This window comes from Bradyrhizobium sp. WBOS07, from assembly GCF_024585165.1.
GTDB lineage: Bacteria > Pseudomonadota > Alphaproteobacteria > Rhizobiales > Xanthobacteraceae > Bradyrhizobium > Bradyrhizobium japonicum_B.
In genome coordinates, this window is record NZ_CP029008.1 from 5,579,112 (window position 1) to 5,592,136 (window position 13,025).

10 protein-coding genes and 1 tRNA gene are annotated in these 13,025 nt (G+C 66.5%); 3 read left to right on the forward strand and 8 right to left on the reverse strand.

Annotated features, from left to right (window positions below):
* Window positions 1-159 precede the first annotated feature (159 nt).
* Window positions 160-2,304 (forward strand): NAD-dependent DNA ligase LigA, encoded by a 2,145-nt coding sequence (gene ligA / locus DCM79_RS26550; RefSeq protein ID WP_257177051.1) that lies wholly within the window; start codon window positions 160-162, stop codon window positions 2,302-2,304.
* 174 nt (window positions 2,305-2,478) lie between these two features.
* Here the strand turns inward: ligA and DCM79_RS26555 are convergent, their stop codons facing one another.
* Together DCM79_RS26555 and DCM79_RS26560 are read right to left on the reverse strand one after the other, a co-directional pair.
* The gene (locus tag DCM79_RS26555; protein WP_257177052.1) at window positions 2,479-3,753 is read right to left on the reverse strand and encodes a multidrug effflux MFS transporter; all 1,275 of its coding nucleotides are present in this window, start codon (window positions 3,751-3,753) and stop codon (window positions 2,479-2,481) included.
* A gap of 293 nt (window positions 3,754-4,046) precedes the next feature.
* Window positions 4,047-5,876, reverse strand: a complete 1,830-nt coding sequence (locus DCM79_RS26560) for an aminopeptidase P family protein (RefSeq protein ID WP_257177053.1) — start codon at window positions 5,874-5,876, stop codon at window positions 4,047-4,049.
* Window positions 5,877-6,063: 187 nt separating this feature from the next.
* Between DCM79_RS26560 and DCM79_RS26565 the strand changes: the two genes are divergently transcribed.
* Window positions 6,064-6,243 (forward strand): hypothetical protein, encoded by a 180-nt coding sequence (locus DCM79_RS26565; RefSeq protein WP_257177054.1) that lies wholly within the window; start codon window positions 6,064-6,066, stop codon window positions 6,241-6,243.
* Between the two features lie 360 nt (window positions 6,244-6,603).
* On the opposite strand, the gene DCM79_RS26570 is transcribed toward DCM79_RS26565, so the two are convergent.
* The 6 genes from DCM79_RS26570 to DCM79_RS26595 form a co-directional block, all read right to left on the reverse strand.
* Entirely contained in the window at window positions 6,604-7,797 is a 1,194-nt protein-coding gene (locus DCM79_RS26570) for a CaiB/BaiF CoA-transferase family protein (protein WP_257177055.1), read from the reverse strand.
* A gap of 132 nt (window positions 7,798-7,929) precedes the next feature.
* Window positions 7,930-8,859: a glycine/sarcosine/betaine reductase selenoprotein B family protein gene (locus tag DCM79_RS26575; RefSeq protein ID WP_257177056.1), complete on the reverse strand. Its 930-nt coding sequence runs from the start codon at window positions 8,857-8,859 to the stop codon at window positions 7,930-7,932.
* Between the two features lie 281 nt (window positions 8,860-9,140).
* Window positions 9,141-9,722: an NUDIX domain-containing protein gene (locus DCM79_RS26580; RefSeq protein ID WP_257177057.1), complete on the reverse strand. Its 582-nt coding sequence runs from the start codon at window positions 9,720-9,722 to the stop codon at window positions 9,141-9,143.
* Between the two features lie 9 nt (window positions 9,723-9,731).
* On the reverse strand, window positions 9,732-10,175 hold the full coding sequence (locus tag DCM79_RS26585) for a GNAT family acetyltransferase (RefSeq protein WP_257177058.1): 444 nt from the start codon (window positions 10,173-10,175) through the stop codon (window positions 9,732-9,734).
* Window positions 10,172-11,599: an FAD-binding oxidoreductase gene (locus tag DCM79_RS26590; RefSeq protein ID WP_257177059.1), complete on the reverse strand. Its 1,428-nt coding sequence runs from the start codon at window positions 11,597-11,599 to the stop codon at window positions 10,172-10,174. The genes DCM79_RS26585 and DCM79_RS26590 overlap by 4 nt, the downstream gene beginning before the upstream one ends.
* 100 nt (window positions 11,600-11,699) lie before the next feature.
* The gene (locus tag DCM79_RS26595) at window positions 11,700-12,689 is read right to left on the reverse strand and encodes an L-threonylcarbamoyladenylate synthase (protein WP_257177060.1); all 990 of its coding nucleotides are present in this window, start codon (window positions 12,687-12,689) and stop codon (window positions 11,700-11,702) included.
* 68 nt (window positions 12,690-12,757) lie between these two features.
* Between DCM79_RS26595 and DCM79_RS26600 the strand changes: the two genes are divergently transcribed.
* A tRNA-Pro gene (locus DCM79_RS26600) sits at window positions 12,758-12,834 on the forward strand.
* Window positions 12,835-13,025: the final 191 nt, after the last annotated feature.

Consider the following 13,025-nt stretch of genomic DNA (forward strand, 5'->3'; position numbering starts at 1 on the left):
CTTCGTGTCCCGGACGCGCGTAGCGCGAGCCGGGACCAGAATGCCGCCCCGTGGGCCCCGCCTCTGCAGCGCACCGCTGAAGAAGCGCTGCGCTGCGTCCGGGGCGCGAGAGCTCTTCCGACTTTACCCTCCCGCCCGCTCCGTCGTATCCAAGCACCCATGGCCAGAGCAGCAAAATCGAAACCGCTTCGCGACGTCGCCGATCTCACCAAGGCCCAGGCCAAGGTCGAGCATATGCGGTTGTCGCTCGAGATCGAGGGGCACAACGAGCGCTATTATCAAGAGGACGCGCCCACCGTCACCGATGCCGAATACGATGCGTTGCGCCAGCGCCTCAACGCCATCGAGAAGCGTTTCCCGGAGCTCGTCAGCGCGGATTCGCCCTCGCAGAAGGTCGGCGCCGCGCCGTCGGGGCGCTTCAGGAAGGTGCGGCATTCCGTTCCGATGCTGTCGCTCGACAATGCCTTTGCCGAAGAGGACGTGCGCGACTTCGTCGGCCGCATCGTTCGCTTCCTCAAGCTCGACGACGGCAAGGTCGATTTCTCCGCCGAGCCGAAGATCGACGGCCTCTCGATGTCGCTACGCTACGAAGGCGGCGAGCTCGTCACTGCGGCGACGCGTGGCGATGGCGCGGTGGGCGAGGACGTCACCGCCAACATCCGCACGCTCGAAGACGTGCCGCAGAAGCTGAAAGGCCGCAACGTCCCGGAGATCTGCGAGGTGCGCGGCGAGGTCTACATGACCAAGAAGGCGTTCCTCGCGCTCAACGAACGGCAGAAGGCCGAAGGCGGCATCATCTTCGCCAATCCGCGCAACTCGGCCGCGGGCTCGCTCCGGCAGAAGGATCCGACCATCACCGCCTCGCGCCCCCTCGGCTTCTTCGCCTATGCCTGGGGCGAGATGAGCGCTATGCCGGAGGAAACGCAGAGCGGCATGATCGGCTGGTTCGAGCGCTGCGGCTTCAAGACCAACCCGCTCACCAAGCTATGCCATTCCATCGAGGGACTGCTCGCCTTCCATCATGCGATCGAGGAGCAGCGCGCAAGGCTCGACTATGACATCGACGGCGTCGTCTACAAGGTCGACCGCATCGACTGGCAGGAGCGGCTCGGCTTCGTTTCGCGCACGCCGCGCTGGGGCATCGCGCACAAATTCCCGGCCGAGCGCGCCATGACGGTGCTGCGCGACATCGAGATCCAGGTCGGACGCACCGGCTCGTTCACGCCGGTCGGCAAGCTCGAGCCGGTCGGTGTCGGCGGCGTGATCGTGCAGAACGTCACGCTGCACAACGAGGACTACATCAAGGGCATCGGCAACAAGGGCGAGGTGCTGCGCGAGGGGCGCGACATCAGGATCGGCGACACCGTCGTGATCCAGCGCGCCGGCGACGTCATCCCGCAGGTGGTCGACGTCGTGCTCGACAAGCGGCCGAAGTCTGCCCGGGAATTCCACTTCCCGAAGAAGTGCCCATGTCCGCTCCACACCGACGTGGTGCGCGAGGAGACGGCGGCGGGCGAGGAGGGCTCGCGCGCCCGCTGCACTGGCGAGTTCGCCTGCCCCTATCAGAAGATCGAGCACCTCAAGCTGTTCGTCTCGCGCCGCGCCTTCGACATCGACGGTCTCGGCGAGAAGCAGCTCCAGTATTTCTTCGACGAGGGATGGGTCAAGGAGCCCACCGACATCTTCACGCTGGAGAAGCGCAATTCCAAGCTCAAGCTCGAGGAGATCGAGGGCTATGGCGAGACCTCGGTGCGCAATCTGTTCGGCGCCATCGAGAGCCGGCGCAGGATCGCGTTGGAGCGCTTCGTCTATGCGCTCGGCATGCGCCATGTCGGCGAGACCACGGCGCTGGCGCTGGCGCGCGGCTACGGCTCCTGGGATGCCTTCCACGATGCCTGCCTCAAGGTCGCCAAGGGCGACGAGGAGGCGATCGCGGACATGGACGCGCTCGACCAGATCGGTGACACCGTGATCAAGAGCATCGCCGATTATTTCGGCGAGAGCCACAATCGCGGCATCGTCGAGCGGCTGACCAAGGAGGTCGAGATCGTCGACGCCGAGAAGCCGAAGAGCAATTCGGCCGTCGCCGGCAAGACGGTGGTGTTCACCGGATCGCTGGAGAAGATGACGCGCGACGAGGCCAAGGCCACGGCAGAGCGCTTGGGGGCGAAGGTCTCGGGCTCGGTGTCGAAGAAGACCGATCTGGTCGTCGCCGGTCCCGGTGCGGGCTCGAAGCTGGCGGAGGCCAACAAGCACGGCGTCAAGGTGCTGACCGAGGACGAGTGGCTGAAGCTGATCGAGTGAGGAGGCGCGCCAGCGCGTCACGTTCCGCCGTCATTCCCCGCGAAGGCGGGGAATCCAGTATTCCAGAGACAGGACGAGGATGCGGAGAAGCCGCGGTGTACTGGATCCCCCGCCTTCGCGGGGGATGACACCAAGAGCAAAGCAGCAGCCGTTGCTCACCCGCGTGCCGCCCCCTCACATCATCCCGCTCTCTTCCTCCTCCGCCTGCTCGATCAGCTTCTCGCTCACCACGAGCTCACGGCGGGGAACGACGAAAATCATCATGCAGGCGCAGAGCAGCGAGACCGCGAGAACCGCGGAGGTGAGCGGCAACGTGGTCGAGGAATGGCCGCCGAGATAGGCGCCGAATTGCGACATCAGCGCGCCGATGCCCTGTTGCAGAAAGCCCATGGCGCCCGAGGCGGCACCGGCGGCTTCGGGACGGATGCTGATCGCGCCGGCAGCGGAATTCGCCATCACGAAGGCATTGCCGACCATGACGATCATCTGCGTGCCGAACAGCCAGCTTGGGGCCTCGTTCCACCCCGTGAAGCTCCACAGCAGGTTCAGCAGGCTTCCGCAGATCTGGAGCGCGAGCCCGAACCAGATCAGCCTCTCCAGCGAATGCCTGGGCGCAAAGCGCACGCAGAGCAGGTTGCCGACGAGAAATGCAAATCCCGTTGTCGCGAACCAGGCGCCGTATTCGGCGCTGGTCCGGCCCATCTGCGTCACCACGATGTACGGGCCGCCGCCCGCGAAGGTGAAGATGATCTGCGAGGCCAGCACCTGGCACATCACATAGCCGACGAAGGCGCGGCTCTTGATCAGGACGGCGACGTCGCCGCGGAAGCCGCCGCCGGCGGTGCGGCTGCGACGCGTTTCCGGCAGCGCCACCGCGATGCCGACGGCGACGATGATTGCAGCGATGGTGATGGCGTAGAAGATCGCGCGCCAGCCGAACGCCGTCTCGATCAGGCCGCCGGTGAGCGGAGAAACCATCTGTCCGATCATCAGCGCCGCGACCACCAGGCTGATCATCGAGGCGACGCGGTCGCGCTCGTAGATGTCGCGGATGATGGCGCGGCTCACCACCATGCCGGCGGCGCCGCCCAGGGCTTGAAAGAAGCGGGCCGCGATCAGCTGCGGCAGGGTTTCGGCGAAGATGCAGGCGATGCTGGCCGCCACCATCAGCGCCAACCCTCCGAGCAGCACCGGGCGCCGTCCGAACCGGTCGGACAGCGGGCCCATGATCAGCTGCGACAACGCGATGCCGACCATGTAGAGCGACACCGTCATCTGCGCGATCGAGATGTCGCTGTCGAAATTCGTCGCCAGCACCGGCAGCGCCGGAACAAGGATGTAGAGCGAGATCGGCGCGATCCCGGTCATCACGACCAGCAGCAGCAGCACCCCGCGCGAGGTCGCGAGGTTGCGCGTCCCTTCCGGCGGCTTGCTGATGATGCCGTGCATGCGTGTCCATCTTCTGCGTTCGAATCGACTGTAGCGCGCCGGCGCAAGACGGATATCGGCGTTTCGGAATGCGGCTATACGGATTTCGGGAGGGTGATGATGGAAGCACGATGTTGGCGTCAGCCTCTGCTGTCATTCCCCGCGCAGGCGGGGAATCCAGTACGCCGCGGCGTCTCAATCTAAGTTTGCTGCCTCTGGAATACTGGATGCCCCGCTTTCGCGGAGCATGGCAGTTGTGTTGGGGAAGAGCTTTGCGCAGGGGGCGTGGCGCCATGCGCTGCGGCAGTGAGGCCCTACGCCTTCAGCTCCGCCGTCGCCCGATCGAGCCAGGCCCGGGTCGCCTCGTCGAGCGCCGGCCCGACCTCGGATCGCACGCGCGCGTGGTAGGCGTTGAGCCAGTCGAGCTCATCCTTGCTCAGCATCGCGGCATCGATCAGCCGGCGGTCGATCGGTGCGAGCGTCAGCGTCTCGAACGCGTTCATCGGCTTCTCGGCGCCCTCGATGCTGGCTTCGACCACCAGCTCGAGGTTCTCGATGCGGATGCCGAAACCGTCGGTCTTGTAATAGCCGGGCTCGTTGGAGAGGATCATGCCGCGCTTCAGCGGCGTGGTGCCGAGCTTCGAAATCCGCGCCGGCCCTTCGTGCACCGAGAGATAGCTGCCGACGCCGTGGCCGGTGCCGTGCTCGAAATCGACGCCGGCGGCCCAGAGATATTGCCGTGCCAGCGTGTCGAGCTGCGCGCCGGTGGTGCCGTCGGGGAAGACCGCGCGCGCGATCGCGATATGGCCGCGCAGCACGCGCGTGAAGCGGTCGCGCATCTCGGCGGTCGGCTCGCCCACGGCCATGGTCCGGGTGACGTCGGTGGTGCCGTCTTCGTACTGCGCGCCGGAATCGATCAGCAGGAGGTCGCCGGGCGCGATGCGCCGGTTGCTCTTGCGCGTGACACGGTAGTGCACGATGGCGCCGTTGGGGCCGGTGCCGGAGATGGTCGGAAACGAGACGTCCTTCAGCGCGCCGGTGTCGCGGCGAAACGTCTCCAACGCCTCGACCGCGTCGATCTCGGTCAGCTTGCCGCTTGGTGCCTCGCGGTCGATCCACGCCAAGAAGCGCGCCAGCGCCAGCGCGTCGCGCCGATGCGCGGTCTGCGTCCCCTTGATCTCGGTCGCGTTCTTGACCGCCTTGAGCAGTGCAATCGGATCGCTGCCGCGCACCGGCTTGCCGCCGGCGCTCGCGATCAGCCGGCTGAGCGCGTCGGCTGCGGTGGCACCGTCCAGTGCGATCGATCCGCCGCCCTTGGCCAGCGCCATCAGCGTCGGCGCCATCGCGTCGGGCTCGCGCACATCGGCGGACTGCTCGAGATGGTCGCGCGTCAGATTGGAGAGCTTGCGGTGATCGATGAAAATGGTGGGACGTCCGTCTTTCGGCACCAGCGCATAGGACAGCGGCAGCGGCGTATGGGCGACGTCGGCGCCGCGGATGTTGAAGGTCCAGGCGACTGCGTGGCTGTCGGACAGCACCAGCGCGTCGACGCCGAGCTTGCCGATCTCGCCTCTGATCTGCGCCAGCTTCTCGGCTTCGGTGACGCCGGCATGCTGGAGCCCGTGCACCGCGACGGGGGCGAGCGGCGGCTGCGGACGGTCCTGCCAGATCGCGTCGATCGGATTGCTGTCGACGGCAACCAGCTCGGCGCCGGCCTTGGCGCAGGCGGCGGACAGGCGCTCGGCTGCCGCAAAAGTGTGCAGCCATGGATCGAATCCGAGGCGGTCACCGGCTTTCAGATGCGCCGACACCCAGCTCTCCGGCGGCGGGTCGATCAGCGATTCCACCACCCAGGCCTTTGCATCGACCTGCTTGGCGGCCTGAAGCGTATAGCGGCCGTCGACGAACAATGCGGCCTCCTGCGCCAGAACCACCGCGAATCCCGCCGAGCCCGTGAAGCCGGTCAGCCAGGCCAGCCGTTCTTCCGACGGCGGCACATATTCGTTCTGCTGCTGATCGGCGCGCGGAACGACGAAGCCGGCGAGCTTGCGACGGGCGAGTTCTTCGCGAAACGCGGCCAGCCGTGCCGTCAATGCGACGCCAGCCTCCGGCTCCTCGAATGTCTGGAAGTGTGCTTCGAACATGGTGGATCACTTTAGGATCATGGGGACGAGTCCGCAATCTGGACGCAATTTGCGTCGCATCTGGCATGGACTGTGCTTGAATGGTTCCACTTGAATTGAGTGGAGTAAAGGATGCGGCAGCCGCGCTTCGTCCGGATGACAGCGATATTCGAGCAGGTGGTTCATCTCAACGGCGAGGGGACACACGATGCCAGCATTCTCGTTTGAGAAGATTTCCCCGCCGGCGCGCCGGGCCCCGACTGCGGCGGCACCGCAGAAGCCGCGCAGCGTGATCAGCCAGATGATCGATCGCATCGCCGAGCGTCGCGCCAAGCGCACCTTGCAGGTCGAGCGGGCAATTCGCCAAGACGAAAAGCCGGCGGAGTAGCGGCTTTGATGATGCCGTAGGACCTCCTAGCCTTGGTCAAGAGCTTTCGTGCCTTGGTGAACCAGGGTAGCGCGGTGCTCACCGCAGTCCAGGACGCTTCGCGCCGGCTACGCCGGTGCCGATGGCATCCTGGACAGCGGCTGGGGCGCGGGTCCTACGTCGGTGCTCAAGGCACAGGTGGGCAAGGCGGCTCCCGGCGGATCGGCCCGGCCGACCAGCCTACACCAACTGACTGGCCTCCGAACGCCAGAAGGGTACAGGGTGGGCAAAGGCGCGAAGCGCCGTGCCCACCATCTTCGCTTTTTTCGGGGGCGGAATGGTGGGCACGCTTCGCTTTGCCCACCTTACGAGAGCGGAGTCTTAAACGACCTCCTTCGCCCTCAACGCCGCGATCTCCGCCGCAGCGAATCCGAGCTCGCCCAGCACCGCGTCCGTATCCGCGCCGAGCTCCGGCGCCATCCGGTCCAGCCGGCCGCCGCCGTGGGCGAGCTTGAAGCCGCTGCCGGCAAAGCGCAGCCGGCCGTAGGGCGTGTCCAGCTCCTGGATCGCGCCGCGCGCCTTGATTTGCGGATGGTCGATCACGTCCTCGACCTTCCAGATGCTGGCGCAGGGCGCGCCGGCGTCCTCCAGAATGCTCTCCCATTCGCGCGCCGGCTTTGCCGCCAGCGCCGTCTCGATGATGGCGCGCAGCGCCGCTTCGTTCTCGTTGCGCGCAAACCAATCGGCGAAGCGCGGATCAGACAGCGTGTCCTCGCGGCCGAGCGCAGCCATCAGCGCGCGATACTGCTTCTCGTTGTTGACGGCGAGCAGGATGTGGCCGTCGCCGCACTTGAACAGGTTGGCCGTGGTCCTGCGGCTCACCGCCTGGTTGCCGGAGAGTGTCTGGCGATGGCCGGCGACCGACCAGTCCGCGATCTGGCCCGACAGGAACGCCAGCGTCGCCTCCAGCATGGAGACGTCGATCAGCTGCCCCTTGCCGGTGCGGTCGCGCTGGTACAGCGCGCTCGAGACGCCAAACGCAGCCGTGGCGCCCGACAGCACGTCGCAGACCGCAAAGCCCGCGCGGGTCGGCCCGGTCTCGGGATGGCCTGATATCGCCATGATGCCCGAGAGCGCCTGCATCTTGCCGTCATAGCCGGGCCGCAGCCGATCCGGGCCGGTCTGGCCGAAGCCCGACACCGCGCAATAGATCAGTTTGGGATTGACGGCTGACAGCGCTTCATAGCCGATGCCGAGCTTGTCCATCACGCCGGGGCGGAAATTCTCCATGACGACGTCGACGCTCGCGGCGAGCTTCTTCACGATCGCGATCGCCTCCGGCTTCTGCAGATCGAGCGTCAGGCTGCGCTTGTTGCCGTTGACGGCCTGGAACGCCGGCGCCAGCCCGCGCTCGGCCCATTCCCGGGAGAGTGGCGTGCGGCGCATGTCCTCGCCCTCGCGCCGCTCGACCTTGATGATGTCGGCGCCGAGCAGCGCGAGCTGGTAGCTGGCATAGGGGCCGGCCAGCACTTGCGTGAAATCCAGGATCTTCACGCCCTCGAACGGTCGCGTCACGTCGCTCTCCCATCTTATTGTTATCGGACGACGTCAGGCATGATCCGGAAAAGTGCGAAGCGGTTTTCCGGAAAGATCATGCGCAAAGACAATCTAAAGTGCGATGACGATCCAACCGAATCTCATCGCGCTTTAGGCGGCGCGGTTGCCGCGCGCGATCTCCTTCTGCTTGTCGAATTCGGCGCGGCGGCGCGCCAGCTCCTCCGGCGAAAGCTGGGCGACGTTGTTGTAGTCGAGCTTCCAGGAGGCGTCCTCGCTCCAGCGCAGCGGCGACTGCATCGTCGTCTGCGGGCCGCTCGCGGTCTCCAGCAGCTTGAGCGCAAGCTCCAGCGTCTGCGCCTGCGAGGCCACGTCGTGCGGCTTGCCGGCGGAATTGCCGAGCGGGAAATCCGAGAACAAAAAGCGCGGCACCGCCGCGTGCTCGATGATGTCCTTGGCGCAGCCCATGATCACGGTCGGAATGCCGGCTGCTTCGAGATGCCGCGCCACCAGCGCCGTGGTCTGGTGGCAGACCGGGCAGTTCGGCACCAGCACCGCGACGTCCACCTCGTCGGCAAGGCAGCGCGCCAAAATCTCCGGCGCGTCGGTGTCGAGCGTGACGCGGTGGCTGCGATTGGTCGGCGCGCCGAAGAAGCGCTGGCTCACCTCGCCGATGCGGCCCGCAGCACTCGCCTTCAACAGCTGCGGCAGCGGAAACCAGGTGCCGTTGTCGGTCGCCGAGGTGTGCTTGCGGTCGTAGCCGATGTGCGAGATGCGCAAATCGTGCTGTTTCGAGGTGTCGCCGTCATAGACCTGGTAGAATTTCGCAGCTCCGTTATACGCCGCGCCCGGTCCCTGGTCGCCCTTGGCGGGATCGTAGGGCGCGGCGGTCGTGACGATGGTCACGCGCGACTTCGCCAGCGGCTTCTTCAGCGGCTGGAACGGCGCTGCGGTGTAATGCGCCCAGCGATACGGAGTGGTGTAGCCGATCGCCGCGTAATAGTCCCGCGTGCGCTGCATGTAGGGGACGGGAGCATCATAATCGGGCGCAAAGCCGAATTCGTCGTCGCGCGGAGCGGACATGGGCGCGTCTCCTGGTTCTTGTTGGCGACAGACTAGAGGGAGTTTTGCGGTTGCTCAACGGGGGGAGGGAGGATGCAGGACAGGATTGCAGATGAAGATGGTGCGGCGTCGGTGCTGCTATCCCTCTCCCCTTGTGGGAGAGGGTGGCTCGCCGCATGGCGGCGAGACGGGTGAGGGGTATCTCTCCACGAGTCCGCGCACTTTTGAATTCGCGGGGGCAGACCCCTCATCCGGCGCTTCGCGCCACCTTCTCCCACAAGGGGAGAAGGAAGAAAGCACACCTACCTGAAAACATGCAGCGCCGCATATTGCAGCAGCATGATCGCCTTGGCGTCGATGATGCGGCCATCGGTGATCATCGCCAGCGCCTCGTCGATGGAAAGCTCCAGCACCTCGATGTCCTCGCCCTCGTGCTCGAGGCCGCCGCCGTCGCTCACCCGCATCTCGGGCTCGTACTCGGCGACGAAGAAATGCAGCTTCTCGGTGATGGCGCCCGGGCTCATGAAGGCCTCGAACACCTTGTGGACGTGGTGCAGCCGATAGCCGGTTTCCTCCTCGGCCTCGGCGCGGATGCGCTCCTCGGGCTCGGCATTGTCCAGCACGCCGGCGGCCGCCTCGATCAGGAGGTCGTCGTAGCCGCGGATGAAGGCGGGCAGGCGGAATTGCTTCACCAGGATCACCGTCCGCCGCGCGCGATTGTACGGCAGCACGGCGGCGGCGTTGTCGCGCTCATAGGTCTCGCGATGCTGCGTCTGCCATTCGCCACTGGCGCGCCGGTACTCGAACGTGGTGGTCTTCAGCGTGGTCCAGCCGTCCGAGAGCACGCGGACGTCCTTGATGCGGACGCGGTCGGAAATGGTCATGGCGGGATCTCAGGTGATTGAGGTCGTGGCGCGGCCGTCGAGCCACTTCTGGAACATCACGGAGGTCGAGAGCTCGAAGCCCAGCGAGCCATAGAACGCATGAGCCCTGTCATTCTCGCGCCGGACCAGGAGCTGCAGCTTCGAAATGCCGGCCGCGCGCAGCCAGTCCTCGGCCGCCGCCATGATGAGGCGGCCGAAGCCGCGCTTCTGGCTATCGGGGTCGACCGCGACGTAATAGACCCAGCCGCGATGGCCGTCATGGCCGACCATGATTGTCGCCGCGATTGCGCCATCGTCGCGGCCGATCAGCACGGTGGAATTGTCGCGCCGCCGCGCCAGCGCGATGTCGGCATGGGGATCGTTCCAGGGCCGCGTCAGGTCGCAGCGCCGCCACAGCGCGACGACCTCCTCGACATCGGCATCGGTGATGGCGTCGATCGCGAGCGCGCTCACAGCACCTTGCCCGGGTTCATGATGCCGTGCGGGTCGAGCATCGCCTTGATCGCGCGCATCAGCTCGATCGCGGTCTTGTCCTTGACGTCGGGGAGCTCGTCGCGCTTGAGCACGCCGATGCCGTGCTCGGCGGAGATCGAGCCGCCCATGCGCAGCACGATCTCGAACACCACCGCGTTCACCTCGTGCCAGCGCGCGAGGTAATCGGCCGTGTCGGCGCCGATCGGCTGGCTGACATTGTAGTGCAGATTGCCGTCGCCGAGATGGCCGAACGGCACCGGCCGCGCACCTGGGATCAGCTTCACCACCGCGGCGTCGGCCTCGGCGATGAAGTCGGGCACGGCCGCGACGGGAACGGAGATGTCGTGCTTGATCGAGCCGCCCTCCGGCTTCTGCGCCGCCGACATCTCCTCGCGCAGCTTCCAGAAATTGTTGCGCTGGGCGAGGCTCGACGCGATCACGGCGTCGTCGACGATCTCCTCCTCCATGGCGCGGCCAAGGATCGTCTCCAGCGGCGTGCGGGCGTCGTCGCCGGGAGACGACAATTCCATCAGCACGTACCAGGGATGCTTTTCTGCGAGCGGATCGCGCACGTCGATGCCGTGACGGACCGAGAAGTCCACCGCCATCTCCGAGAGCAATTCGAAACTCGTCAGCGCATTGGCGGCTTCGCCTTGCGCGATCGTCAGCAGCTTCAAGGCCGCGTCCGGCGATTTCAGGCCGACATAGGCGGTCTCGACCGCCCGCGGCTTCGGAAACAGCTTCAGGGTCGCCGCCGTGATGATGCCGAGCGTGCCTTCGGCGCCGATGAAGAGGTTGTGCAGGTTGTAGCCGGTGTTGTCCTTCTTCAGCTTCGACAGCGTGTTGAGCACACGTCCGTCGGCGAGCACGACCTCGAGCCCCAGCGCCATCTCGCGCGCGACGCCATAGGCGAGCGCGGCGGTGCCGCCGGCATTGGTGGAGAGGTTGCCGCCGATGGTGCAGCTGCCTTCGGCGCCCAGTGACAGCGGAAACAGCCGGTCGACGTCGGATGCCTTCTGCTGCGCCACTTGCAGCACCACGCCGGCCTCGACCGTCATGGTGTTGGAGGCGGTGTCGACCTCGCGGATCTTGTCCAGCCGCCGCAGCGACACCACGACCTCGCCGTTGTGCGGCGTCTGGCCGCCGACGAGCCCGGTGTTGCCGCCCTGCGGCACCAGCGCGATTTTGTGCGCGGAGGCGAGCTTGCAGATCGCCGAGACCTCCGCCGTCGAGCCCGGGCGCAGCACCAGCGGCGAGCGGCCGTGGAACAGATTGCGCTCCTCGGTGACGTAAGGCTGGATGTCGTTGGCATCGGTAATGGCGTGGCGCTCGCCGACGATGTTGCGGAATTGCTCGATCAGCTCGGGCGCAAGCGGCGGGACGGCGGGTGTATTGACGTTCATTCTCGTGTCTCTTCTTCCACTTTTATCCCTTGCGCATGATCTTATCGGAAAACCGCTGCACACTTTGCGCTAACGCGGCCCTTCGGGTCCGGATCATGCGCTATCGCGCCACCGCCGCCCGGCGCAGCCGGTCGTTGATCGCCTCGCCAAGGTCCTCTTCGGGAATTGTCATCACCGCGATCGCCCGGGGGCCCTTCGCATCGAGCTCGCGAAGATAGCCGAACAAATTGGCGGCGGCCTCATCGAGATCACCGCTGGGCGACAAATTCATGACGGCCGACGCGGTATCGACGCCAGGCAGGCGTGCGGAGCCGAACGCCAGCAGCGCTTCGCCCGGTGCCACCTCGCGTGCATCGAGCCGCACGGACGCGCGCGGCGCGTAATGCGAGGCCAACATGCCAGGCGCCAGCGGCTGGCTGTCGTCGCTGCCCGTCTCCGCAGGCGGCCGCGCTAGGGTCTCTCCGAGCACCGCCTCGATCCGCTCGCGCGATAGGCCGCCGGGCCGCAGCAGCATGGGCGTCTCGAAGCAGCCGACGATGGTCGATTCCACGCCGACCGCAACCGGCCCGCCGTCGATGATCAGGTCGATCCGCCCCGAAAGGTCGCTCTCGACATGGGCGGCCAGCGTCGGCGAGACGTGGCCGGAGATGTTGGCCGACGGCGCCACCACGGCCCCGCCGAAGGCGCGCAGGATCGCCTGCGCGACGGGATGGGCGGGAATGCGGATCGCGACGGTGTCGAGCCCGGCAGTGGCGAGATCCGCCACCGGGCAGCCCTCGGCCTTCGGCACCACCAGCGTCAGCGGCCCCGGCCAGAACGCTTCCGCCAGCTCTAGCGCGCGCGCGTCGAACCGCCCGATCCGCCGCGCCGCCGGGATATCGGCGACATGCGCGATCAGCGGATTGAACGCCGGCCGCCCCTTGGCGGCGTAGAGATGGGCGATCGCGCCTGCGTTGGCGGCGTCCGCCCCGAGCCCGTAGACCGTCTCGGTCGGAAACGCGACCAGCCCGCCGGCGGCCAAGGTCCTGGCGGCCGCCTCCGCGCCGGCCGCACCGGCCGGTAAAATCAGCGTTTCAAGGCCCGTTTTCACAGGGACAAAATTCCTCATCTCGGCCGCTTGCGGTGCGTCAAACCCGACGCTATAAGCCGCCTTCTTGTCGGAGTGTGGCTCAGCCCGGTAGAGCACTGCGTTCGGGACGCAGGGGTCGCAGGTTCGAATCCTGCCACTCCGACCATTCTTCCAAAAGTCGACGTTTTCCAGAGGCTTGGCAGACCGGCCGCCGGCGCCTCGGAACGCCTTTCTGCAACGATTTCGGGATCGGGTCCACGGCGGATTTGCCGGGGCAGGGCAGCTTGTTCCGGTGGCCGACCATCGGCTCTGCCCTTGATCAGGATCTTCGCTCCAAACGCCGCCTGATCGGCCGTT